This is a genomic window from Microbispora sp. H10830 (assembly GCF_014161375.1).
Lineage (GTDB): Bacteria > Actinomycetota > Actinomycetes > Streptosporangiales > Streptosporangiaceae > Microbispora > Microbispora catharanthi.
Window position 1 is genome coordinate 79,628 of record NZ_JABBWX010000023.1, and the last position, 24,830, is coordinate 104,457.

Below are 24,830 nucleotides of genomic sequence, written 5' to 3' on the forward strand. Positions count from 1 at the left end.
ACTGCTCAACACTGTGCAACATCGAACATATTCGGTCGAACCCGATCGCATGTGAGAGAGCCGGGCACCGCCCGGTCGCCGTCACCCCCCGAGAACGCTGAGAACGGTGAGAACGGTGAGAACGCCCGAGGTGACCATGAGACACGCCGTCGCGGTGCTCGCGACGCTCGCGGCGCTGGCCGCGCCGACCGCCCTGATCCCCGCCCAGGCCGAGGCCGTCCACGCCCAGGCGCCGTCCGCGGCGTACCCGGAGGTCGGCAGGGGCACGGCCTTCCTGGACCACGACGCGCTCGTGTCGGGCTACGCCGAGCCGGAGTGGTACAAGGCCAACATCCCGTTCCTGGAGGTCCCCGACCGGGAGATCCAGGACGTCTACTACTACCGCTGGAGCACCTACAAGCGGCACATCCGCTACACCGACTCCGCCACCGGCGACGTCATCACCGAGTTCCACAACCCGCCCGGCTACTCCGCCCCGCTCGGCGGCATCGTCGCCGCCGCGGGTCACCACGTGTACGAGGGGCGCTGGCTGCGCGACACCCGCCCGATCGACGACTACCTCACGTACTGGCTGCAGGGACCGGGCGCTGGCCCCAAGCCGAAGGAGGACTACGTCAACAAGGACACCGACGACTGGGCGCACCAGTACTCCTGGTGGGCGGCCGACGCCGCCTACCAGCGCTATCTGGTCACCGGCGACGCGTCCTTCGTCGAGGGGCTGCTGCCCGACCTGGTCCGGCAGTACGACAAGTGGGGCGGCCAGTACGACAAGACGCTGGGCCTCTACTGGTCGGTGCCGGTGTGGGACGCGATGGAGTACACCGCCTCCTCCTACGAGACCGACCCGGCCGATCCCTACCACGGCGGCGCGGGCTACCGGCCGACGCTGAACGCCTACCAGTACGGCGACGCGAAGGCGATCGCCGCCATCGCGGACATGGGCGGCGACAAGACTCTGGCCAGGAAGTTCGAGAAGCGGGCGGCGTCGCTGCGGGACGCGCTGCACCGCTACCTGTGGGACCCGGAGCGGTCCTTCTTCTACCACAAGGCCCGCGCCGATCTGGACCCCCGGCAGCGGCTGGTGTCGACGCGAGAGCAGATCGGGTTCGTGCCGTGGGCGTTCGACATGGCCGAGCCCGGCACGGAGAAGGCGTGGGCGCAGCTGCTCGACCCGCAGGGATTCGCCGCGCCCTACGGGCCGACCACCGCGGAGCGCCGCAGCCCGCTGTTCATGCGCGACGCGCTGAGCGGCTGCTGCCGCTGGGACGGGCCGAGCTGGCCCTACTCCACCTCGACGACGCTCACGGCGATGGCCAACCTGCTCGACGACTACCACCAGGACGTGGTCACCGCCGCCGACTACTACAGCCTGTTGCGCGGCTACGCGCTCACGCAGTACAAGGACGGGCACCCGTACGTCGCCGAGGCGCACCACCCGGACGAGCCGCGCTGGATCTACGACTCCCGTGGGCACAGCGAGCACTACAACCACTCGACCTTCGACGACCTGGTGATCAGCGGGCTGATCGGGCTGCGCCCGCAGCCGGACGGCGAGGTCGTGCTGAACCCGCTCGTCCCGGCCGGGTGGGACTACTTCGCGCTGGAGAACGTGCCCTACCACGGGCACAACGTGACGGTCCTGTGGGACCGCGACGGCAGCAGATACGGCCAGGGCGCGGGCCTGCGCGTCTACGTGGACGGCAGGCAGGCCGCCCGCCGGGCCACGGTCGGCGAGCTGACCGCCCGTGTGCCTGCCGCCGTGACACCCGGCCGGTCCTCCCGGCCGAGCGACGACGCCGCCAACCCGTACGGGACCGGCTACCCCAAGCCGTTCGCGTCGTACACCAACGGCATCGACAACGTGTGGGACGCCGTGGACGGGCGGATCTTCTACGACGACATCCCGCACAACCGGTGGACCAACTATCGCTCCCCGAACGCCGAGGACCATCTCGGCGTGGACTTCGGCGTGCCGACCCGGGTGAGCGACGTGCGGTTCTACGCCTACGACGACGGCGGCGGGGTGAAGGCCCCGGCGTCATACCGGCTGGAGTTCTGGGACGGCGCGGCGTGGCGCGAGGTGCCGGACCAGACGCGCACGCCCGAACGGCCCGTGGGCGCGGCGCTGAACCGCGTCACGTTCCCGGCCCTGACCACGACCAGGATCCGGCTGGTGTTCGGCAACCCGCCCGGTGCGTACGTCGGCGTCACCGAACTGCAGGCGTGGTCGCCCGCCGCGGGCGACACCACGGTGGACGCGGCGGTCGCCGGGCAGGCGGGTCCGGGCGTGCCCGCCGAGGTGACCACCACCTTCGCCAACCGGGGACGCACGCCCGCCACCCGGGTCACCGCGTCGCTGGCCGTGCCGCCGGGCTGGTCGGCCGAGCCGGTCGGCAGCCCGCGGACCCCGGTGGTGCGGCCGGGCGGCGAGTTCACCGTACGCTGGCGGGTCGCGCCGCCCGCCGGAACCGCGCCGCGCGTCGGCGCCCACCCGGTGCGCGCGATCGCCGAGTACGACGGGTCGGCGCGGGCCGTGAGCCCCTACGCCCAGGTGACCGTGGGGCTCGACCCGGACGCCTACGGGACGGCGGAGGTCGAGGACGACTTCGGCGCCGACACCTCGGCGGGCTACACCCTCTACAGACCCGAGGGCGGCGAGGCCCTGCCGGCGGTCACGGCCGGCGGCGGCCGGTTCGCGGGCAGCGGCGCACAGCCGTTCTTCGGCCTGGCCGCCGGGCCGGCGGGGCTCTCGTCGGCCGACGCGATCAGCGTGGTGACGGCAGGGGAGTTCGCCGGCACCGGCAGCCCGGAGGACAGCGTGTTCGTCGGCTGGGTGAAGGACGCGGGCACCTACGTGACCGCCTGGTACAACAACACCCGCAAGCAGTCGGGCATCAACGTGCGGGTCGGCGGCCGGTTCCTCGACACGCCGGGCGACGCCCCGCTGACCCTGAAGCCGGGCGACCGGTTCGCGCTGGTGCTGTCCGGCGACACCGTCACCTCCTTCGCCTACACCGGCGGCCAGTGGCGTCCGCTGCGTACGGCGGACATCGGCGGCACGCTCGCCACCCCGCAGGCCCGCGAGGGCTTCCGCTACGGCTTCGGCCTGCGCGGCACGTCCGGCACGATCGCGATCGCCGGCCTGGAGGGCCGCAGTTCCTCCTAGGGGGCGGCATGTGCAGTGCGGGCCGCATGTGAAGGACGCGCGCCGACACCGGCTGACGGGGCCCGATCACACGGGCAGCCGCACCGCTCCGGTGTCGGCGGACTGCGCCAGCGCCGCGTAGGCGCGCAGGGCCGTGGAGACGTGCCGTTCACGGTCGCGGGGCCGATAGCCGGTGCCCCGTTCCAGCCGGGCACGGCGGGCGGCGAGGTCCGAGTCGGGCACCCGGACGTGGAGGGCACGTGCGGCCACGTCGACGGTGATGACGTCGCCGTCCTCGACCAGCGCGAGGGGACCGCCCGCCGCGGCCTCGGGTGAGACATGGCCGACCGACAGGCCGGAACTGCCGCCCGAGAAGCGGCCGTCGGTGACCACGGCGCACGTCTCGGCGAGACCGCGGCCCTTGAGGTAGGCGGTGGGGTAGAGCATCTCCTGCATGCCGGGGCCGCCGCGCGGGCCCTCGTAGCGGATGACCAGCACGCTGCCCGGTGTCACCCGCCCGGACAGGACCGCTTCCGCGGCCTCCTCCTGTGACTCCGTCACCACCGCGCGGCCGGTGAAGACGTGCATGCCGTCGGGGACGCCGGCGGATTTGATCACGGCGCCGTCGGGGGCGAGGTTGCCGCGCAGGACCGCCAGCCCGCCGTCCGGCGAGTGGGCGTGGGCCGTGTCGCGGATGCAGCCGCCCGCAGGATCCGTGTCCAGGGACTCCCATCGCGCCGACTGGGAGAAGGCGGACGCGGAGCGGACGCCGCCGGGGGCGGCGTGGAAGAGGTCGAGGGCCTCGGGTGCGGGTGTCGCGCCTCGGATGTCCCAGGTGGCCAGCCACTGGGTGAGCGAGCCGGCGTGGACGGCGTGCACGTTCTCGTGGAGAAGTCCGGCGCGGTGCAACTCGCCCAGGATGGCGGGGACGCCGCCGGCCCGGTGGACGTCCTCCATCAGATAGGGGCTGTTGGGGGCGACCTTGCACAGGCACGGCACGGTGCGTGAGCGGGCCTCGATGTCGCGCAGGGTGTAGTCGAGCTCCGCCTCGTGGGCCGCGGCGAGCAGGTGGAGAACGGTGTTGGTGGAGCCTCCCATGGCCAGATCCAGGGCCATGGCGTTGTCGAAGGCCGCCCGTGAGGCGATGGCCCGGGGCAGCACGGAGGTGTCGTCCTTGTCGTAGTGGCGTGCGGCCAGCTCCATGACCGTACGGCCTGCCTGCTCGTACAGCCTCCGGCGGGCGGCGTGGGTGGCCAGGGTCGAGCCGTTGCCGGGCAGGGCCAGGCCGAGCGCCTCCACCAGGCAGTTCATCGAGTTGGCGGTGAACATGCCGGCACACGAGCCGCAGGTGGGGCAGGCCGCCTCTTCGATGCGGGCGATGTCCGCGTCGGACACGGCCGGGTCGACCGCCTCGGACATCGCCGTGACCAGCTCCAGACGGGTGCGCACCGTGCCGTCGGTCAGCACCGCCCGTCCGCCCTCCATGGGGCCGCCGGAGACGAACACGGTGGGGATGTTCAGCCGCAGCGCGGCCATCAGCATCCCCGGCGTGATCTTGTCGCAGTTCGAGACGCACACCAGGGCGTCGGCGCAGTGGGCCTGGACCATGTACTCGACGGAGTCGGCGATCAGGTCCCGGGACGGCAGCGAGTACAGCATCCCGGCGTGTCCCATCGCGATGCCGTCGTCGACCGCGATGGTGTTGAACTCCCGCGCGATGCCGCCCGCGCCGGCGATGGCCTCGCACACGATGCGGCCCACCGGCTGCAGGTGCGTGTGGCCGGGGACGAACTCGGTGAAGCTGTTGGCCACCGCGACAACCGGTTTGACACCGATGTCCTGACTCGGCACGCCGGAGGCGCGCATCAGGGCGCGCGCTCCGGCCATGTTCCGTCCGTGGGTGACCGTACGTGATCTCAGCTGTGGCATGTCCCCATGCTTGCGGCGCGCGAAGGCGGGGCGAAGACGGCCAGACTGCTAGTACTTCTACTACCAGCACTTACCCTGATCCCCGTGGGAACGGCATCGCAGCGGCAGGCGGAACTGGGCGGCTTCCTGCGCGCGAAGCGCACACGCCTGGACCCGACCGCTGTCGGCCTGCCCCCGGCCGGGCCCCGCCGCCGGGGCGGCCTGCGCCGTGAGGAGGTCGCCACGCTCTCCGGGGTCAGCGCCACCTGGTACACCTGGCTGGAGCAGGGCCGCGACATCCAGCCCTCCCGCCAGGTCCTGGACGCTCTCGCCCGCACCCTGCGCCTGACCGCCGCCGAGCACACCTATGTCCTCTCCCTGGCCGGATACGCCCCGCAGCCCAGCCGGCCCGCGGGGCCGTCCGCGCACGCCGCGCCCGCCCACGTCCAGCGCCTCCTCGACGCGCTCGTCGCCTTCCCGGCCTACGCCATCGCGCCGGACTGGACGATCTGCGGATGGAACGCCGCCTACACGGCGCTGTATCCGAACGTGGCCGCGGCCGGACCGGACGAGCGCAACCTGCTGTGGCTGGTCTTCACCGACCCTTACGTCCGCGACCTGCTGCCCGACTGGGAGACCACCAGCCGCCGGTTCCTCGCCGAGTTCCGCGCCGAGGCCGGGCCGCGCCTCGGCGACCTGGCCCGCTCGCCGGTCGTGCAGCGCCTGCTACGGGTCAGCGAACCGTTCCGCGACGCCTGGCAGAGCCATCACATCGAGGGCTTCACCTCCCGCGAGCGGGTCTTCAGGCATCCGGTCGCGGGCGTGGTGCGCTTCGAGCACCACCGGCTGGCTCCCGCCGACCACCCGGACCTGCACCTGGTCGTCTACACCCCCGCTCCCGGGAGCGAAGCCCGCCTCATGGAGCCCAGGCGGCGGTGACGGCCCAGCTCACGTCCTCGGCGTACGAGGCGGGGTTGTCGTAGGGATGCGCGCCGCCGCCGGAGGCGACCCAGACCTCCTCGGCGTAATGACGGACGTTCGTGCCCAGTTCGTTGAGCGACGCCAGGCGTACGCTTCCCGGCGTGCCGCCGGGCTGTGCGCAGAAGGTGGCGTCGCGGCGGAACAGTTCGCCGCCGTCCGGGGCGTCCAAACGGATCCGGAAGTTGGAATGCCGCAGGTAGCGGCCCGGATAGTTGCGTGACTCCAGGGAGTAGCAGGTCGGCTGGGCCAGCCCGCGCCGTACGACGAAGGTGGCGTCGGACTTCAGCAGGGCGTCGCTTCCCGCGGTGACCACGTCGGTGCGGGCCAGGCCGCTGCGGTGCCGCAGGTAGCGGTCGGTGAACCCCGGAGTGGTGACCCGGAACGAGCGGGCCTGGTCGAGCGGCAGGTCGGCGCCGCTGCGCCACAGCGGGACGGTCACCGCCCACGTGGTGTCGGCGGCGAAGCTCGCGGCGGCGTCCCATGGGTTGGCGCCGCCCTGCTTCGCGACGTAGACGAGCTCGTTGTAGTGGCGGATGTAGTGGCCGCGCAGGTTGTAGGACTCCAGCCTGGTCCCGCCCTGCCCCTCGCGCGGGCAGAACGTGGCGTCGGCCGCGAACAGGGCGGTGCCGTCCTGCCGGTCCTTGCGCAGCCGGTAGTCCGAGTGGCGCAGATAATCGCCCGGGAAGTCGCGCGACTCGAACGACACGCACGAGGAGTCGGCCAGGCCCGGGCGCGTCCAGAACGTCGCGTCCTGCTTGGCCAGGTCGGAGCTCCCGCCGTCGATCACGTCGGTGCGCGCGAGCCCGTCCTGGTGGCGCAGGGAGCGGCCGGTGAAGCCGGGCGTGGTCACCCGCAGCGACACCGGCTCGCCCCGGGGGACGTCGGTGCCCGCCGCGACCGCGAGCAGGTGCCGGTTGGCCTCCCGCACGCGCGACTCGGTCATTTTCAGCACCCGGCGGTCGTAGGTGAAGAACCCGTTGACCTCGTTCTCCACGTCGTACGGCTCGGTGTAGACCGAGGCGGACAGCCCTCGGGTGTGCACGAGCCGTTCCACCTGCCTGGTGACCTCGACGTAGCGGTTCGTCAGCGACCCTTCGTCGGGGTACAGGTCGCCGTAGGCGAACCCGGCGCCGGGCTGGTACTCGTGGCGCTGGACGCGCCTGCCGAGGCCGCCGAACTCGCCGAGCACGGCGATGCGGGTGGCCGAGGGAAGCCGGGTGTCGGTCTCGCCGGGGACCTGATACCAGTGGTCGTCGATCACGTCGCCGTTGGCCGGCTCGGGGTCGGAGACGCAGCAGTTCGACCCGGAGTCGTGATCGATCAGCCGGGTCGAGTCGATGGACCGGACCAGGTCGACGATGCGTTGGTTGTCGTACTCGCCCCAGCCCTCGTTGAACGGGACCCACATCACGATCGACGTGATGCCCTTGAGCTGCTCGACGAGCCTGCGCAGCTCGGACTCGTAGTTGGCGTGGCCGCGCTCCGGTGTGTCGTCCACGGCGTCGAGCGAGGGCATGTCCTGCCAGACCATCAGGCCCAGCTTGTCGGCCCAGTAGTACCAGCGGGCGGGTTCGACCTTGATGTGCTTGCGGACCATGGTGAAGCCCAGGGTCTTCTGCCGCTCCAGGTCGGAGCGCAGCGCCTCGTCCGTCGGCGCCGTGTAGATCCCGTCCGGCCAGTAGCCCTGGTCGAGGGTGCCGAGCTGGAACACGAACTTCCCGTTGAGCACCGGGCGCAGCACCCCGCCGGCCACCGCCTTCCCGATCGACCGCATCCCGAAGTAGCCGGTCACGACGTCGCCGCCGCCGGCGCCCGTGAGCGTCACGCGCAGGTCGTACAGGAACGGGTCGTCGGGCGACCACAGGCGGGCGTCGGGCACGGGCACGCGGATGTGCGACCCGACCGCGCCGGTGGCCGAGCCGACGACGGTGCCGCCGCTCAGCACCTCGGCCCTGACCTGGTCGCCGGAGCCCCGCACGACGAGGTCCAGGACCCCGGCGGGCACGTCGGGCGTGGTGTCGAGCCGGGTCACGTGGGCGGCGTTCACCGGTTCGAGCCACACCGTCTGCCAGATGCCCGACGACGCGGTGTACCAGATGCCGCCCGGGTCGCGGCGCTGCTTGCCGATGGGGAACGTGCTGCCGTCGATCGGCGAGGACACCCCGACGATCAGCTCGTTGTCCCCGGACCGCAGGGCGGAGGTGATGTCGAAGGAGAAGGCGTCGTAGCCGCCGGTGTGCCGGCCGACCTGGACGCCGTTCACCCACACCCGCGCCTCCCAGGTGACCGCCCCGAAGTTGAGCATCACCCGGCGTCCGGACCAGCCGGACGGGACGGTGAAGGCGCGCCGATAGAACATGGTGTCCTCGTGGCGCTTGATCCCCGACAGGGCGGACTCGATCGGGTACGGCACGAGCACGCCCTCCGCGAGCGTCCGGCCGATGGGAGGGGAGTCGAGGGTGGGCGCGCCGGCGAATTCCCACACGCCGTTGAGGTTGAGCCATTCGGACCGGACGAGCTGAGGACGCGGGTAGTCGGGCAGGGCGTTGGCGGGGGACACCTGGGCGGTCCAGGGCGTGGACAGGGGCGGCGTCTTCGGCTGCCAGACGGCGGCGGACGCGGCTGACGCGGTGAGCGCGGCGAGGACCAGGCAGGCCGCCGTGAGCAGGAGGGCGGTCGCGGCGGCGAGAGTCCGGCGAAGCTGGATCATCGGCATCAGCCCCGCCGCCACTTCTGGTTGGCGCCGCCGTGGCACTCCCACTGGATCAGCCGGGCGCCGTCGTCCGGATTCCAGCCGTCGATGTCGACGCACTTGTTCGACTGCGGGTTGACCAGGTCGCCCGCCGCGCTGAGCACGAACCGCTGAGCGGGGTTGCCGCTGCAGGTCGCGATCTGGATCACGGCGCCGTTGTCCCTGGACCCCCAGGCCACGTCCATGCACAGGTTGTTCTGCGTGCGCAGCGTGCCGCCGGTGAAGGTCCACCGTTGGGCGTCGGTGCCGTTGCAGGTGTACATCTGCAACGGCGCGCCGTCTCTGAAGTCGGCGCCCGGCACGTCGATGCACTTGTCGCTGAGGCTGCTGATCAGCGCGCTCGTGTCGCCGCCCGTGGTGGTCAGGCTCAGGCCGTACGCGCCGAGGATCTCGTTGACCGGCTGGAAGAAGGTGGTGCCGCCGGTGGAGCAGTTCCCCGCGGCGCCGGAGGTGACGCCCTGGGCCTGGTCGCCGGACATGTAGGCGCCGCCCGAGTCGCCCCCCTCGGCGCAGGCGCTGGTCTGGGTGAGCCCGTAGACCAGCGAGCCGGAGTAGTTGACGGTCACGTTCCTGGCCTGGACGACCCCGCAGCGCCAGCCCGTGGTGCGCCCGGAGCGGCAGATCGACGCCCCGACGGGCGCCTCCTGCGAGCCGGCCACCGAGACGGTGCCGCCGCCGTAGTCGTTGACCCAGGGGCGCGGCGTCCAGTCGCCGTTGGTGCGCACCCAGGCGTAGTCGTTGTCCGGGAACGACGAGGCGGCGAAGGTGCCCTGGACGACGTTGTTGTATCCCAGCGTGGGGTTGCCGGCGCGCCCGCAGTGCCCGGCGGTGACGAAGCCGCCGTTGTTCACCGAGAACCCGACGGAGCACAGCACGTTGCCGTTGATGACGTACTGGTCGCCGCCCCGGACGTCGTAGACGAGGCGGGGAGCCTGGGCGACGGAGATCCGCGTCGCCGCGGCGTCGGCGGACGCGGCTCGCACGAATCCCGCCGCCGTCGCCTGGTCGGCCGCCGACACGACGACCGCGTTGGCGGCCGGGTCGACGTACCAGCCGTAGACGCCGGTGCCCGCGGCGCCGGCGGCCCGGTCGAGCGCGGCCTTGACGGTGTTCAGCTGCCTGTCGCTGCGCTTCACGGAGACGGGCACGGCGCCCGCCTCGCGTACGCGCTCGGCGTCGCCCGCGTCCAGGACACCGGCGGCCAGACGCTGCCGCGCCGGGTCGTACCAGGCGCCGGCGAAGCGGTCGCCGAGCTCGGCGCGGACCCGCCGTTCGACGGCCGCCGCCGCGGCTTCGTGGGTCTGGCGGACCCGCGCCTGCTCGGGGGTCAGGTGCAGGTCGCGCTGCAGCGCCTGCTGCATCGTCGCCGCGGTGCCGCTGGAGGTGGCGCCGGGATCAGGCGGAGGGACGGGGGAGGGGGCGGCATGCGCGGACACGGAGGGGAGGGCGAGCGCGACGGCGAACACCGCCGCGCCGGTCAGCACGGTGAGTCTCACGGCAGTCCTTCTGGGGGGTGACGAGACGTGAGAGCGCTCTCTGAAAAGAACCTTTACAGTGGTATGACCGCCCGTCAAGACCCAACATTTCCAAACACATCCCGCCGTTCGCGAGGATGGGATGCGTAGGAAAGCGGGCCTGTCTACCGAATCCAGTCCTGTCGTCGATCTTCGGCGGGATACTGGAGTTCCGGAACGTGCCCCCGACCCACCGGAGAGTCATGCCGCAGCCGCCGGAGCCGAGCGATCCCGCACGCCTGGGCTCCTACCGCATCACCGGCAGGATCGGCGAGGGTGGGCAGGGCGTGGTCTACCTCGGCGAGGCCGAGTCCGGCGACCTCGTCGCGGTCAAGCTCTTCCACGCGCGGCTCGGCCGGGACGCCGCGGCCCGCGCCGACTTCACCCGCGAGGCGGACCTCGCCCGCAGGGTCGCCCGGTTCTGCACGGCCCAGGTGCTGGAGTCCGGCATGGACGGGGGCCGGCCGTACATCGTGAGCGAGTACGTCGAGGGGCCTCCGCTGAACCAGGTGGTGGCCGCGCGGGGGCCGTTGTCGGGCGGCGCGCTCGAACGGCTCGCCATCGGCACGGCCACCGCTCTGGTCGCCCTGCACGACGCCGGGGTCCTCCACCGGGACTTCAAGCCGCAGAACGTGCTGATCGGGCCGGACGGGCCGCGCGTCATCGACTTCGGGATCGCCCGCGCCCTCGCCGCCACGAGCACGATGACCAGCCAGGTCGTGGGGACCCCCGCCTACATGGCGCCCGAGCAGCTCGCGGCCGGCGAGCTCGGCTTCGCCCTCGACGTGTTCGCCTGGGCGTCCACGATCACGTTCGCCGCCACGGGCCGCCCGCCGTTCGGCGCCGACGCCATCCCCGCCATCATCAACAGGATCCTCAACCAGGAGCCCGACCTGGAGGGGATCGAGGCGCCGTTGCGCGACCTGCTCGCGGCCTGCCTCGCCAAGGACCCCGGACGGCGGCCGACGGCGCGGGAGATCGTCGACCGTCTCGTCCGCCCGCGCCACGACGGGCAAGCCGCACCGGCCGTACCCGCCCCGCCGGGTGCGTCGGCCGCGCCGCCTGTATCCGCCGCGCCCGCTGTGTCCGCCGCATCCGCTGTGTCGGCTGTGCCGGGTGGCCCGGCCGAGTCCCCTTCCGCAGAGCCGCCCGCCCCGGGGGCGTCCCCGCCAGGCCCGGCGAGCCAGGCCGGCCCGGCTGACTTGTCGTCCGGGGCGTCCGGGCCGGTCACCGTGCCAGGCGGCGGGCGGCGCAGGCGGGTCCGGGCCGCCGTCGCCGCCGTGGTCGTGGCCGTGGCGGCCACGGTGGCCGCCGCCGTCGCGCTGCTGCCGTCCGTGCACCTGCCGTTCCTGGGGACCGGGTCCTCGGCGACGGAGCGGGCGGCGGCGGTCGGCACGGCCCCTGCCGCCTCTGCGGACACCGCCGGAGGCTCGTCTCCGTCCGGGGCCCCTTCGCCCACCGCCGCCTCGCGATCCGCGCCGCCCGCCTCCTCGCACCGGCCGCGGGTGAGCCGGTCCACGGCCAGGCCGGACACCACCCGGCCGGCCCCGACGAGGACGGTCACCGCGCGGCCGACCGTCCGCCACTCGAAGACGACCGTGCCGATCCCCGCCGATTCTCCGGCCGCGAAGCCGGCGAATCCCTCGCCCACGCCGGTCAAGCGGGTCGTGGAGCTGGGACCCGGACACTTCACCGAGTACTGCGTGAGCCTCGGCTGGGAGTGGGTCGAGTACCGGGAGACGCCCACGCCCGGCGCGTACTGCGTCAAGCGGAAGGGCGACACCATGTACCTCACCCAGAGCCGGCGCGACGCGGGCTGCCGCTGGCGCTATCCCGGCCAGAAGGCCTTCCACCGGTTCAAGAACAAGTCGAACTACTGCTACACGTATCGCTGACCCTTCGCCGGCGCCGCCCGCTCAGGACGGGATCGCGGGCGACGCGGGCACCTGGCCGGTCGTGCTCTCCCGGACGATCAGGCGATGCGGCACCACGATTTCGGCGGGCGGGCGGGCCGCCCCGCTGATCGACTCCATGAGGACGTCCACCGCCATGCGGGCGATCTCCTTCTTGTCCGGGGCGATGGTGGTGAGGCTGGGGGTGCTGTACTGACCTTCCTCGATGTCGTCCATGCCGACCACGGCGACGTCGTCGGGGACGCGCAGCCCCGCACGGGTCAGCGCCCGCATCGCGCCGAGGGCGAGCAGGTCGTTGTAGCAGAACACGGCGTCGGGCGGCTCGGGCAGGGCGAGGAGCTGCTCCATGGCCGCGGCGCCCTGGCGGCGGTGGAAGCGCGGAGTCGGCACGACGAGCCGCTCGTCCACCCCCAGGCCCTCCCGCGTGTGCGCCTGCCGGTAACCGCTGGTGCGCAGCTGCGCGGTCTCACCGGTGGCGTACGGCTGGTCGCCGATGGCGGCGACGCGACGCCGGCCGAGGCCCAGCAGGTGCGCGGTCGCCTCCCGGGCGGCGGCCACGTTGTCGATGGCCACATGATGGAAGCTGCCGTTGAAGATGTGCTCGCCCAGCAGCACGATCGGGACCCGGTTGCCCCGGGCCCGCAACTCCTCGGCCGAGACGCTCAGCGGGCTCAGCAGTAGTCCGTCGAACATCGTGGCCCGCGAGTCCCGGCCCAGCAGTTCGCGCTCGCGCTCGCCGTCGCCGTCGGTCTGGTCGACCATCACGACGTAGCCGCGGGCGCGGGCGGCGGTGATCACCTCGCGGGCGAGCTCCGCGAAGTAGGGGACGTCCAGCTCGGGCACGACCAGGGCGATCATCCCGCTGCGGCCCTGCTTGAGGTTGCGGGCGATGAGGTTGGGGCGGTAGTCGAGCTCGTCCAGCGCGGCCTGCACGCGTGCGCGCAACTCGTCCGACACCGGTGCGTACCCGTTGACCACGTTGGACACTGTGCGGATGGACACGTTCGCCCGCTTGGCGACGTCACGCAGGGTTGGACCGGCCATGCGTCTCCTATACCTCCGGCTGCTGGGGTTGGGAAGATCCTAAACCCGCGCTTGCATCGTTGCAGACAAGCATGCACTATGTCTGCATCGTTGCAGAGCCCTCACAACGTCTTTTCCCGGACGGCGAGGAGTACTTAGATGACCCCATCCCCCATGGATCGCCGCGGGTTTCTCAAGGGAGCCCTCGGAGTCGGAGCCCTCGCCGCCGCGGGCGGCGCGCTGACCGCCTGCGCTCCCGGCACGGGCGGCGCGGCGGCCCCGAGCAGGCTGGCCAAGCCCTCCGCCTCCGCGACGGCGGCCAAGGGCGAGATCACCGTATGGAACCGGTCCGGCGACCTGTTCAAGGTGTTCGACGCGGCGATCGGCAGATTCCGCGAGGCCTACCCGGGCGTCAAGGTCAACCACATGGCCGTGGACATCGACGCCAAATTGGCCAATACGCTGATCAGCGGCACGGACGTGCCCGACGGCAGCTTCTGGGACGACGCCAAGATCGGCGGCCAGGCCGAGCACCTCTACGACCTCTCCGACCTGATCACGCCCTACCGGGACCAGATCGCGCCGTACAAGCTGTCGGTGAACACCGTGGCGGGCAAGATCTACGGCGTGCCCTGGGATCTCGACCCGGGGCTGCTGTGGTACCGGGAGGACATCCTCCAGGAGGCCGGGGTCGATCCCGCCGGGCTGGCGACCTACGACGACCTGCTGACCGCGGCCAGGACGGTCCGGGACAAGTTCCCGAAGACCAAGCCCATCCACCTGGACAAGAGCCCGTTCCTCGGCCAGCTGTGGCTCGAGATGCTGGCCAACCAGCAGGGCACGAGCCTCACCGACGCGCAGGGCAAGCTGCGGCTGGACTCGGCGGAGTACCGGCGGATCTTCACCTGGATCCAGGCCGCGGTCAAGGACGGGCTCGCCACCCGCGCGCCCTATCTGGAGGCCGCCGACGTCAACACGCTCGACGGCGGCCAGCAGGTGTTCGTGCCGTGGGCGATCTGGTGGTCCTTCGCGCCGCAGCAGCTTCTCAAGGCCACCAAGGGCAAGTGGCGGGCGGCTCCGCTCCCGGCCTGGACGCCGGGCGGCCCGCGCAGCGGCGCCATGGGCGGCAGCAGCTTCGTCATCCCGGCCAAGGCCAAGAACCCGGAGCTGGCCTGGCTGCTGTACGAGTTCCTGTGCTTCAAGGAGCCCGGATACACCGCGCTGTACGGCCCGAGCAGCGTGTACCCCGGGGGTCTTTCGACGTCGGTCCCGAGTTTCACCCCCGCGCTCGATCCCGCCAAGCCGCTGTTCCAGCCGATCGACGCCCTCGGCGGTCAGGACCTGTGGAAGGTCGCCGTCGAGGCCGCCGCCACCATCCCGGCCGCGGCACCGATCCCGGCTTGGTGGGCCAAGTCGGTGAACTACCTGGGCGACAACATGCAGCGCCTCATGGACGGCACGATGTCGCCCGACGACGTGATCGGCGAGTCGGCCGACAAGATCCAGCGCAACCTGATCGACCGCTCCTGATGTCGGCTCTCACCACGATGGCGAGGTCCGGGCGGGCCGCCGGCGCGCGGCCGAGGTCGCGACGCGGCACCCGGCTGTCGCCGTACCTGTTCGTCGCCCCGTTCTTCCTGGTCTTCGCCGCCTTCGGGATCTACCCGCTCGTCTTCGCGCTGCAGCTCAGCTTCACCCGTTGGCACGGCGCCGGCGCGGCCACCTGGGTGGGCCTGGGCAACTACGCCTACCTGCTGACCAGTCCGGAGTTCTGGGCCTCACTCGGCAACAGCGCGGTGATGTGGCTGCTCGTCGTGCCGATCCAGATCGTCGCCGGGCTCGCCGGCGCGGTGCTGCTGGCCAACGCGAAGCTGAGGTTGCGCGGGCTGTTCAGAGTCGCCTTCCTCGCGCCGTTCGTGACCCCGCTGGTGGCCATGGCACAGGTCTGGATCGTCGTGTTCGACCAGGACTACGGCCTGGTCAACCATCTGCTCAACCTCGTCGGCCTGCCCGACGTGGGGTGGCTGACCTCGACGGCGTGGTCCAAGCCGACGCTCGCGCTGCTGTTCCTGTGGAAGACGACCGGATTCGCGATCATCATCCTGCTGGCCGGGCTGCAGGCGGTGCCGGCCGCCGTGTACGAGGCCGCCGCGATCGACGGGGCGTCTCGCCGGCGGCAGTTCTGGTCGCTGACCGTTCCTCTGGTGCGCCGGAGCATGGCCTTCCTCGTGGTCGTGCAGACCCTCGCCGTGTTCCAGATGTTCGCCGAGCCGTTCGTGGTCACCGAAGGCGGCCCGTACGGCTCGACCACCACCGCCGGGCTCTACCTCTACGACCACATCACCGCCTCCGACCTGGGCACCGGCGCCGCGAACTCGTTCCTGCTGGTGCTGCTGGTCTTCGGGCTCTCCCTCGGCGCGGTCAGGCTGCTGCGCCCGAAAGACGAGGTGTCATGAACCAGACCAGGCCGGGCCCGGTGCAGTACGCCTTGCTGGCGCTGCTCGCCGCGGCGTTCCTCTACCCGATCTGGTGGGCGGTCAGCTCCTCGCTCAAGCCGGCCGCCGACATCATCACCGATCCCCTCTCACCGGGGCCCGTCACGCTGGACAACTACAGGGCGATGTTCGCCGACGTGCCGATCGGCACCGGCTTCGCGAACACCGCGCTGGTGCTGGCCGTCAAGGGCGCGATGACGATGTTCTTCTGCCCGCTGGCCGGATACGCCTTCGCCAAGTACGCCTTTCCCGGCAAGAACCTGCTGTTCGGGATCGTGCTGCTCACCCTCATGCTGCCGACCCTGGTGCTGATCATCCCGCTGCTGCTGGAGATGAGCGCCCTCGGCTGGGTCAACACCTACCAGGCGCTGATCCTGCCGGGCAGCATCGACGCGTTCAGCATCTTCTGGATGCGCCAGACCATCGCCGCCATCCCCGACGAGCTGATCGACGCCGGACGCGTGGACGGCGCGAGCGAGTTCGGCGTCTTCGCCAGGGTCGTGCTGCCGGTGATCCGCCCCGGACTGGCCGCGCTGGCCGTGCTGACCACCATGAACATCTACAACGACTTCGTCTGGCCGGTCGTCGCCGTCAACGACACCTCGCACCAGACCCTCCAGGTGGTGCTGTCCACCCTGGCGCAGAACGTCACCGGCAACCGGATCGGCGCGGACTTCGCCGCCGTCTGGGGCGAGTTGCTCGCCGCGGGCAGCATCGCCATGCTGCCGCTCCTGGTGATCTTCGTCCTCCTCCAGCGCCACTTCATCAACGGCATCCTCGCCGGCAGCGTCAAAGGCTGACCAGGCACATCTCTCATGAAACGGAGCACCATGACCCCGCGCGCGGAATACCCCCGGCCCCACTTCGACCGATCGCACTCCTGGTCAAGCCTCAACGGCGAGTGGGATTTCCGGGCCGACACCGAGCAGGGCTGGAATCGGACCATCACCGTGCCCTTCGCCTGGGAGACCCCCGCCTCCGGCGTCGAGGCCCACTGGCTGCCCGTGGCCTGGTATCGCCGCCGTGTCCTCGTGCCGGCGGCCTGGGCGGGGCAGCGGGTCGTGCTCCACTTCGGCGCCGTGCACCACGAGGCCACCGTGTGGGTCAACGGCGTCGAGGTGGCCGCGCACCGCGGCGGTTACACGCCGTTCGAGGCCGACGTCACCGAGGCGTTGCGCGAGGGCGAGCAGGAGATCGTGGTGCGGGTCGCCGCGCCGCTCGACAAGCGGGACATCGCGCACGGCAAGCAGCGCAGCGTTCCCCGCGACGACTTCGACGGCGTGTGCTTCACCCCCTCGTCGGGCATCTGGCAGAGCGTCTGGATGGAGGCGCGGCCGGTCACTCACCTCGCCGCGCTGAAGCTGCGCCCCGCCGAGGGCCTGACCGGCATCGTGGCCGAGGCGCGCGTCGAGGGCCCGGTGGCGGAGACCAGGCTGCGACTGTCCGTACGCGGGTGCGACACGTCGATCGAGGTGCCGGTCGGCCACGGGCCGGTGCGGGTGGAACTGCCGATCGAGGAGCCGCGGCTGTGGTCGCCGGACGACCCGCACCTCTACCACGTGGACGCCGAGCTCGTCTCGCCCGGCGGCACCGACCGGGTCGCCGGATACACCGGGCTGCGCACGATCGACGTGGTGGGGGAGGATCTGTACCTCAACGGCCGCCGGCTGTTCGTACGCGGGGTGCTCGACCAGGGCTACTGGCCGCGCACCGGCATCACGGCCCCCGACGACGCCGCGCTGCGCCGCGACATCGAACTGGCCGCCGCCGCGGGGTACAACCTGGTGCGCAAGCATCTCAAGCTGGAGGATCCCCGCTTCGTCTACCACGCCGACACCCTCGGCATGCTGGTCTGGGCCGAACCCGCCGCCACCGGACGCTTCTCACCCGAGTCCGTGGCCGCTTTCGAGGAGCAGATCGCTCCCATGGTCGAGCGTGACGGCAACTCCCCGGCGATCGTCATCTGGGGCCTGTACAACGAGGAGTGGGGCCTGGACTGGGACGTCCCGGGCGACCCCGCCAAGCAGCAGGCGGCGGCGCGGGCGTACGACCTGCTCAAGAGCCTCGACGCGACCCGGCCCGCCGTGGACAACTCCGGCTGGACCCACGTCAGGACCGACCTGCTCGACTGGCACTACTACGACGAGTCCGCCGCGTCCTGGGGCAGGACCGTGGCCGCGCTGCTCGACGGCGAGCAGGACGACTTCCCCGTGCGGCTCGGCCCCGACTTCGTCGTACGCAAGAAGCTGGCCGCCACGCCGTCCCAGCCCCTGCGCGGGCTCCCCAACCTGAACAGCGAGTACGGCGGCGGCTTCACCTCGGTGGAACGCGCCTGGCATCTGCGCTGGCAGACCCAGGAGCTGCGCCGCCACGACCGGCTGGCCGGGTATGTCTACACGGAGCTGTACGACATCGAGCACGAGTCGGCCGGACTGCTCGACTTCGAACGCCGCCCCAAGGACCTGGCCGGTGTGAACCCGGTCCATGCCAACGCCACCACGACGCTCGTGCTCGACGTCGTCCCGGTCGCGCCCGGCCGAGACCTGCTCAGCACCTCGCGCGAGGTCGCCGTCGGCGTGCGGGTCTCCCACCACGGCGCCGAGCCCGTGACCGGCCACCTGCACACCGCCTGGACCCCGGTCTTCGGTCCCGCCCCCGAGAGCCCGGGAGAGCCGGGCCCCGCCGCGGAGGCGAAGCCGTTCCTGCTCGGCACGCCCACCGAGGTCCGCGCCGTGCTTCCGGACGGCTGGACCAGCGGGCGGCTGCACATCGCCCTGGTCGGCGAAGGGGCCGTCGTCGCCCGCTCCGCCCTGGACGTGGACACCCACACCGCCCTCGTCATCGGCGACGACGCGCGGGCCCGCGCCTGAGGCGGTAAGGGGGGTGAGCCGGCAGCCGGGCGAGCCCGGCTGCCGGCCTGATCGTCATCGGTCCGCGCCGGGTTCTCCCCCCTCCGCGGCGACCGCGCCCGGGCTCGCGCCGCCCAGCGGGATGCGCAGGGTGACGGCGCCGCGCAGGTCGAGCCAGGCCGCGTCCGGGCTCCGGACCAGGCGCAGCACGACCTCCTCGCATCCCGGGCAGCGGGCGACGAGGCCGGGGGCCCGGTCGTAGACGCGCAGGGAGGCCACAGGACCGGTCAGGCCGCAGGCGGCGCAGCGGCTGACGGCGACCGAGACGTCGGCCGCGAAGATCTCGGCCAGCGGACCGGCCAGTGCGTTCCCGTCGAGGTGGTCGGCCTGCATGTCAGTCTCCCGTGGGGCCGAAGCGTTCGGTTCTGATGCGGGCGGGGTCGTGGCCGAGCCCCACCAGGAGCGCCGCCGCGGCCTCCACGAAGCCGGTGGGGCCGCACACGTAGCAGTCGGCCTCGCCGTACGGGCCGAGATCGGCGGCGGTGAGGCGGCCGGGCGGCCTCGGGTGCCCTTCGGGAACCCGGCGCGTGTAGGCGAGCGTGACCGACACGCCCGGATCCGGCCGCAGCAGCTCGTCGGCGTAGCAGAGCCGGTCGGGCGAGCGCACGGCGTAGACCAGCCGGAACGGCGTGTCCGCACCGCCGGCGCGGCGGGCCCTGATCATGGCCATCAGCGGCACGATGCCCGCGCCTCCCGCGACCAGCAGCACCGGCGCGGGGCCGTCCGGGCGCCAGACGAACCAGCCGCCCACCGGGCCGCGCAGCTCCAGCTCGTCGCCGGGCTCCATGTCCAGCGTGAGGTACGGCGAGACCTCGCCGTCGGGCACCCGCTGCACGGTCAGCTCCACGCCCCCGGGCCCGGCGAGGGAGTAGCTGCGGCGGGCGGAGTAGCCGTCGTCTGCGGTGAGCTTGACGTCGACGTGCTGACCGGCCAGGTGGCCCGGCCAGCCGGGCACGTCGAAGACCAGCGTGCGGGCCGTGGCGTTCTCGTCGCGCACCTTGACCAGGCGCGCGACGTGCCATCTAGTCATCGGCGTAGCGCTGCTCGCGCCACGGGTCGCCGTAGTTGTGGTAGCCCGCCGTCTCCCAGAAACCCGGCCAGTCCTCGGTCAGCAGCCGGATGCCGCGCACCCACTTCGCCGACTTCCAGAAGTACAGATGCGGCACCAGCAGCCTGGCCGGTCCGCCGTGGCTCGGCGTCAGATCCTCGCCCTCGTAGCGGTAGGCGATCCACGCCTTGCCGTCCAGCAGGTCGTCGAGCGGCAGGTTCGTCGTGTAGCCGCCGTACGAGTGGACCAGCGCGTAGTCCGCCGTCGACTCGACGTCCTCGAAGAGCACGTCGAGGGAGACGCCCCGCCAGGTGGTGCCGAGCTTGGACCAGCTGGTCACGCAGTGGATGTCGACGGCCGGCTCCTCGTACGGCAGTGCCGTCAGCTCCTGCCACGTCCACCGGTGCGTCTGCCCGGCCTCGGTGTCGATGGTGAACTCCCACCGGTCGAGCGGCACGTGCGGCGTGGGCCCGGCCGACAGCACGGGGAAGTCCTCGGTGAGGTACTGGCCGGGCGGGAGCCGGTCGTCCTCGCCCCTGCGTCTGCCGCGGAACCCGCGGGTGAAGGTGGTCACCGGAGGATCGTAGAGTCCGCCGGGATCCCCGCACCGCCCGGGGGCGGGGGAAGCCTCCGGAGCCCGGTCACGGAGTCAGGACGACCTTGTTGCACTCGTCCTGCTTGTCCCTGAACAGCTGGTAGCCGCGCGGGGCCTCGTCGAGCGGCAGGCGGTGGGTGATCACGAAGCTCGGGTCGATGTCGCCCTCGCGGATCCGCGCGAGCAGCGGCTTCAGATAGCGCTGCACGTGGCACTGGCCGGCCTTCAGCGTCAGCGACCGGTTCATGACCGCGCCCATCGGGAACTTGTCGAGGAAGCCGGCGTAGAGCCCGATCACCGCCACGATCCCGCCGTTCCTGCAGGTCATGACGGCCTCGCGCAGGGCGTACGGCCGGTCGGTCTCCAGGCGGGTCGCCTGCTTGGTGCGGTCGTAGGCGTACAGCGCGGGGTTGGAGTAGTGGGCCTCCATGCCGACGGCGTCGATGCACGCGTCCGGGCCGCGGCCCGCGGTCAGGTCGAGCAGGGCGTCCCTGACGTCGACCTCCTCGTAGTCGAGCGTGGTCGCGCCCGCGCGCTCGGCGATCCGCAGGCGGTAGGCGAAGCGGTCGATGCAGACGACCTGCTCCGCGCCCATGAGGTAGGCGCCGGCGACCGCGAACTGGCCGACCGGCCCCGCCCCCCACACGGCGACGACGTCGCCGGGCTTGATGTCGCACATCTCGGCGCCCATCCACCCGGCGGGCAGGATGTCGGACAGGAACAGCACCTGCTCGTCCGCCAGCCCGTCCTCGATCTTGATGGGGCCGACGTCCGCGAACGGCACGCGGGCGTACTCCGCCTGGCCGCCGGGGTAGCCGCCCAGCATGTGGGAGTAGCCGAAGGCGCCGGCGGGGGAGTGGCCCAGGAACTTCTCCGCCAGGCCGGCATTGGGGTTGGAGTTCTCGCACACGGAGTAGAGGCCGAGCCGGCAGGCGGCGCAGCGGCCGCAGGCGATCGGGAACGGGACGACCACGCGGTCGCCGACGTGGAGGTTCCGCACGCTGGGGCCCACCTCCACGACCTCGCCCATGAACTCGTGGCCGAGGATGTCGCCCTTCTTCATCGTCGGGATGAACCCGTCGTACAGGTGGAGGTCGGAGCCGCAGATGGCGGTCGAGGTCACCCGCACGACGGCGTCGTGGCCGTTCAGGATCCGCGGGTCGGGCACCTCGCGGACCTCGACGCTGCCGCGGCCCATCCAGCAGTTGGCCTTCATGGCGACTCCTCACCGCACCGGCCGGGCCGGACGCCGTCTCAGCAGTCTCAGCGCCCGCGTCCCTTCCGGGCTGCCCTCCGACCGGACGACCTCGCCGGTCTCCATGACCTGCTTGAACCGGCGCAGGTCGTCGCGCACCTGCTGTTCGGGGTGCTCGCCCAGCAGCCTGGCGACGGCGAGGCCGGCCCTGCCTCCGGGCGGGTCGTACCGCAGGTGCACCCGCACCTCGGTGCCGCGCCCCCCGGGCGCCTCACAGAACCGCACGGTTCCGCTGTTCGGCACCAGGGCGGTGCCCGTCGAGCGCCAGGAGATCACTTCGTCCCGGAGATCCTCGACGATCTCCGCGTCCCACTCGACCGCCTTCCCCGCGGGGCCCCTGGCCGTCCAGTGGGTGACGCCGTCGGCGGTCGTCACCGATTCCACGTGCGTCATGAAGGTCGGCAGCTGCTCGAACCGGTGCCAGAACCGGTACACCTGGTCACGGGGGCGTTTCACCGTGACGGCGGCGTGCAGGTCCAGGCCTTCGCCGGGTGCGGCCTCGGGGCGCCGCCCGCATGCCCGCGTCGCCGCGTACACGCCGGCTCCGGTGGCGGCGACCGCTCCCGCCACCGCCGCCGGGGGGCCGAAACGCCGGACGGCGGACGGCGCGGCGAGCCGTACGCGTTCGAGGGCGGGACCCATCCGTTCCATCGCGCCGGACAGCGCCCGGGAGAGCCGCTCGGATGCGGGCTGGTGTTCTCCGGTCATGTCGGCTCGCCTCGCTCCCCGCTCGGGACGTACGTGATGATCAGTGATAGACGGCGACGAAGCGGTCATAGGGCCGTACCCGCGATTCTCCGCCCGACACACCGTGGCCCGACACTCAGCGGCACGGGGTTCGGCGATACGGCGCCCGCTGCTCCTCGTCCGGCGATGCAGCGACCTGCTGTGGAACGGCACAGGCGAGCCGGCAGGCGCCGGTTCGTCGCGGACCGTGTCGTCCCGTTCAGGCGTCCTGCAGGGGAACGACCCTGCGGAACTTGCCGCCGGGCGACTGCTCGGGTGGCTCCTCGGCGCGTTCGAGCGTGACGTGACCGGCGTTGTGTGCGGCCAGCAGCCGGCCGATCTCGTCGCGCACCGCCTGCCACACCTGCTCGGGGTCGGCGCCGTGCGCGGGCTTCAGGCGTACGCGCAGGGTGGTGGACGCGGTCTGGACGAGCTGGAACTGCTCGATGCCGGGGAGACGGTCCAGCAGAGTGCCGAAGAGCATCGGGGAGAGGCCGGCGTGCCCGCCGTGGCCGGTGGGGATGACGAGCATTTCGGCCGCGCGGCCCTGCACCCGGACGGCGGGCAGCGGGCTGCCGCACGGGCAGGGGCCGGGGCGCAGCAGGACGTTGTCGCCCAGGTCGTAGCGCAGGATCGGCTGGACCTGGTTGGCGAGGTTGGTCAGCAGAACCGTGTGCGACGGCTGACCTGGCGGGACGGGCCGGTAGTCGGCGTCGACCGGCTCCAGCACGGCCCAGTCGCTGTTGACGTGGAGCCAGTCGTCCGCGCAGCCGTACGCGAGGAAGCCGCACTCGGTGGCGGCGTAGGCGGACCGGACCTGGGCGTGGAAGGCGCGGGCGATCCGGGCGCGGTTGTCCGCGGTCAGCGCCTCGCCGCCCGCGATGACCATCCCCGGGTGAATGCGCATGCGGCCGGCCTCCTGCTCCCCGGCCAGCAGCCCGAGCATGCCGGAGAAGCCGGCCAGCGAGCTGGGCTTGTAACGGTCGAGCTCGGCGGCCAGGTCCGCGAGCGGCTGGTGTATCGAGAACTCTCGCAGCATCCAGCCGAGCCGCGGGTGGTCGCGGCGGAACCGCGCAGCCGACGCGACGGTGGCGAAGTGGCCGCCGGGTGCGGAGACGATGGCCGTACGGCCGGCGCCGCGCAGGAGACGCAGGACGTCTCGGGCCCCCAGCCCGGCGCGGGCCCGGCGTCCGACGGCGTTGCCCACGGCGACGCTCCGCTCGTCCTGCAGGAAGATGCCCCGCAGGCCGCTGGTGCCGGAGGTGGTGGTCACGAGGTAGCGCCCCTGGAACCGCTCACCCACGAGAGCCGGGTCGGCCACGAACGCCCGCGCCTTCTCGAGCGTCACGTCCCGGTCGGTGACCCACTCGTCGAAGCGGGCCATGAGCGTCTTCTTGTCGGTGACCGGGAGGAGCGCCGGGTCGGCGACATCCTCCGGCAGCGCCCGGTACAACTCGCGGAAGTACGGCGAGCGGGCGCGAGCAAAGGCCACGATCTCGGCCAGGCGGGCGTGTTGCCGCTGCCTGATCGCCGCGGGACCACGCCGCAGAACGCGTCGTGCGTCGCGCGCGAGTAGCCGCACGCTTTCGGTCATGGTGGGCCGTTCCTTCCTTCTGCGGGACCTCGGCGCGGATCGGCGGACGCCGCTCCCGCCCTGGTGGACGACTCGTCCGGTGATTCGCCCGAATGACTCGCCGGAAGCGCGTCACGGAGCGCCGGTGTCCGGCCGCACCGAGAGCAGGCCGTGCAGGGCGATGCCGAGGCCGTGCCGCGCGGCCTCCCACAGCTCGTCCTGGGATCGGCCGAGCTCGACGCTCGCCAGGCTCGCCTGCTGGATGGCGCCGATCAGGGATCCGGTCATCGCCGCCGCGGTGATCGGATCCAACCGGCCGGGGAACGCCTTCATCAGCTCGCCGGCGATCCGCCGCTGCAGATCCATCATCAGGTACAGGCCCTTGGCCTGGAGCGCCGGTGTCGTCAGCACCAGCCGGCTCGCCGCCGACAACTCCTCGGGCTCCTTGCGCGGCACGGCGGGCCGGCGGCGGGTGGCGTACTCCTGGACCATCCTCGCCAGCAACTCGCCGGGCCCCTCCTGCGGCCGTCGTTCCGCGAGTGTCCCGAGCAGCAGGTCGAAGATGTGCTCGGTGTCGGCGAGCACCACCTCGTCCTTGCTGCGGAAGTAGTTGAAGAACGTCTTGGGATCGACGTCCGCCGCCACGGCGATCTGCGCGACCGTGGTCTGCTCGTATCCCTGCTCGGCGAACAGCTTCATGGCCGCGGCGACGATCCGCTGCCTGGTCAGCCGCTTCTTGCGTTCGCGACGCGACTCCTGCACGATCCGAATCTACACCGCATGGATTATTCCAGCTACTGGAACTATCCAGCGACTCGCATCGATGGCTCGGGGAGGCCGAGCACGAGCCCGGGCGCCGTATCCCCGGCTGCACGTCATTCCCGGCTGCACGTCATCCCCGGCTGCATGTGGGAGAGGCCGTGTTTGCGCTGCCGGGACAGGGGTATGCGGCTGCGCGACCGGGAGGCGAGGCTCATGACTGATCGCCTGTTT

At 72.0% G+C, this 24,830-nt stretch carries 18 protein-coding genes; 7 read left to right on the plus strand and 11 right to left on the minus strand.

The genetic code is table 11. From position 1 onward, the window contains the following. Positions 1–136 precede the first annotated feature (136 nt). A complete protein-coding gene (locus HHX35_RS38395; protein ID WP_182903506.1) occupies positions 137–3,166 on the plus strand; it encodes an MGH1-like glycoside hydrolase domain-containing protein in 3,030 nt (1,009 codons plus the stop codon). 66 nt (positions 3,167–3,232) lie between these two features. Here HHX35_RS38395 and ilvD read toward each other — a convergent pair whose 3' ends face one another. Next, positions 3,233–5,074: a dihydroxy-acid dehydratase gene (ilvD, locus tag HHX35_RS38400; protein WP_182903507.1), complete on the minus strand. Its 1,842-nt coding sequence runs from the start codon at positions 5,072–5,074 to the stop codon at positions 3,233–3,235. Between the two features lie 84 nt (positions 5,075–5,158). Here ilvD and HHX35_RS38405 point away from each other — a divergent pair, with 84 nt between their 5' ends. Next, positions 5,159–5,992, plus strand: coding sequence for a helix-turn-helix transcriptional regulator (locus tag HHX35_RS38405; RefSeq protein WP_310739594.1), 834 nt, complete (start codon positions 5,159–5,161; stop codon positions 5,990–5,992). Here HHX35_RS38405 and HHX35_RS38410 read toward each other — a convergent pair. Together HHX35_RS38410 and HHX35_RS38415 are read right to left on the minus strand one after the other, a co-directional pair. Next, the gene (locus tag HHX35_RS38410) at positions 5,970–8,744 is read right to left on the minus strand and encodes an AbfB domain-containing protein (RefSeq protein WP_182903509.1); all 2,775 of its coding nucleotides are present in this window, start codon (positions 8,742–8,744) and stop codon (positions 5,970–5,972) included. The two genes, HHX35_RS38405 and HHX35_RS38410, sit on opposite strands and share 23 nt — an antisense overlap. 5 nt (positions 8,745–8,749) lie before the next feature. After that, a complete protein-coding gene (locus HHX35_RS38415; RefSeq protein ID WP_220506369.1) occupies positions 8,750–10,282 on the minus strand; it encodes a ricin-type beta-trefoil lectin domain protein in 1,533 nt (510 codons plus the stop codon). Positions 10,283–10,503: 221 nt separating this feature from the next. Here HHX35_RS38415 and HHX35_RS38420 point away from each other — a divergent pair, with 221 nt between their 5' ends. Then, positions 10,504–12,195, plus strand: a complete 1,692-nt coding sequence (locus tag HHX35_RS38420) for a serine/threonine-protein kinase (RefSeq protein ID WP_182903510.1) — start codon at positions 10,504–10,506, stop codon at positions 12,193–12,195. Between the two features lie 21 nt (positions 12,196–12,216). Here the strand turns inward: HHX35_RS38420 and HHX35_RS38425 are convergent, their stop codons facing one another. Further along, the gene (locus tag HHX35_RS38425; protein WP_182903511.1) at positions 12,217–13,257 is read right to left on the minus strand and encodes a LacI family DNA-binding transcriptional regulator; all 1,041 of its coding nucleotides are present in this window, start codon (positions 13,255–13,257) and stop codon (positions 12,217–12,219) included. 138 nt (positions 13,258–13,395) lie between these two features. On the opposite strand from HHX35_RS38425, the gene HHX35_RS38430 reads away from it, so the two are divergent. The 4 genes from HHX35_RS38430 to HHX35_RS38445 are packed head-to-tail and all read left to right on the plus strand — an operon-like array spanning position 13,396 to position 18,601. Continuing rightward, positions 13,396–14,766 carry an ABC transporter substrate-binding protein gene (locus HHX35_RS38430; RefSeq protein ID WP_182903512.1) on the plus strand — a complete coding sequence of 457 codons (1,371 nt, stop codon included), beginning with the start codon at positions 13,396–13,398 and terminating at the stop codon, positions 14,764–14,766. Continuing rightward, on the plus strand, positions 14,766–15,692 hold the full coding sequence (locus HHX35_RS38435) for a carbohydrate ABC transporter permease (RefSeq protein WP_182903513.1): 927 nt from the start codon (positions 14,766–14,768) through the stop codon (positions 15,690–15,692). Before HHX35_RS38430 ends, HHX35_RS38435 begins: the two co-directional genes overlap by 1 nt. Next, positions 15,689–16,531 (plus strand): carbohydrate ABC transporter permease, encoded by an 843-nt coding sequence (locus tag HHX35_RS38440; protein WP_182903514.1) that lies wholly within the window; start codon positions 15,689–15,691, stop codon positions 16,529–16,531. The genes HHX35_RS38435 and HHX35_RS38440 overlap by 4 nt, the downstream gene beginning before the upstream one ends. A gap of 30 nt (positions 16,532–16,561) precedes the next feature. Further along, positions 16,562–18,601 carry a glycoside hydrolase family 2 protein gene (locus HHX35_RS38445; protein WP_182903515.1) on the plus strand — a complete coding sequence of 680 codons (2,040 nt, stop codon included), beginning with the start codon at positions 16,562–16,564 and terminating at the stop codon, positions 18,599–18,601. Positions 18,602–18,655: 54 nt separating this feature from the next. Here the strand turns inward: HHX35_RS38445 and HHX35_RS38450 are convergent, their stop codons facing one another. The 7 genes from HHX35_RS38450 to HHX35_RS38480 all read right to left on the minus strand — a co-directional run bounded on the left by HHX35_RS38450 (position 18,656) and on the right by HHX35_RS38480 (position 24,599). Beyond that, the gene (locus HHX35_RS38450; protein ID WP_182903516.1) at positions 18,656–18,973 is read right to left on the minus strand and encodes a DUF6510 family protein; all 318 of its coding nucleotides are present in this window, start codon (positions 18,971–18,973) and stop codon (positions 18,656–18,658) included. 1 nt (position 18,974) lies between these two features. Beyond that, positions 18,975–19,670 carry a ferredoxin reductase gene (locus HHX35_RS38455; RefSeq protein ID WP_182903517.1) on the minus strand — a complete coding sequence of 232 codons (696 nt, stop codon included), beginning with the start codon at positions 19,668–19,670 and terminating at the stop codon, positions 18,975–18,977. Beyond that, positions 19,663–20,262 (minus strand): sulfite oxidase-like oxidoreductase, encoded by a 600-nt coding sequence (locus HHX35_RS38460; protein WP_182903518.1) that lies wholly within the window; start codon positions 20,260–20,262, stop codon positions 19,663–19,665. The genes HHX35_RS38455 and HHX35_RS38460 overlap by 8 nt, the downstream gene beginning before the upstream one ends. 67 nt (positions 20,263–20,329) lie before the next feature. Further along, positions 20,330–21,499 (minus strand): zinc-dependent alcohol dehydrogenase, encoded by a 1,170-nt coding sequence (locus tag HHX35_RS38465; protein WP_182903519.1) that lies wholly within the window; start codon positions 21,497–21,499, stop codon positions 20,330–20,332. Between the two features lie 9 nt (positions 21,500–21,508). Further along, positions 21,509–22,246: an SRPBCC family protein gene (locus HHX35_RS38470; RefSeq protein WP_220506370.1), complete on the minus strand. Its 738-nt coding sequence runs from the start codon at positions 22,244–22,246 to the stop codon at positions 21,509–21,511. Positions 22,247–22,484: 238 nt separating this feature from the next. Continuing rightward, the gene (locus HHX35_RS38475) at positions 22,485–23,858 is read right to left on the minus strand and encodes a phenylacetate--CoA ligase family protein (protein WP_182903521.1); all 1,374 of its coding nucleotides are present in this window, start codon (positions 23,856–23,858) and stop codon (positions 22,485–22,487) included. A gap of 111 nt (positions 23,859–23,969) precedes the next feature. Further along, the gene (locus HHX35_RS38480; RefSeq protein WP_182903522.1) at positions 23,970–24,599 is read right to left on the minus strand and encodes a TetR/AcrR family transcriptional regulator; all 630 of its coding nucleotides are present in this window, start codon (positions 24,597–24,599) and stop codon (positions 23,970–23,972) included. Between the last annotated feature and the right edge of the window lie 231 nt (positions 24,600–24,830).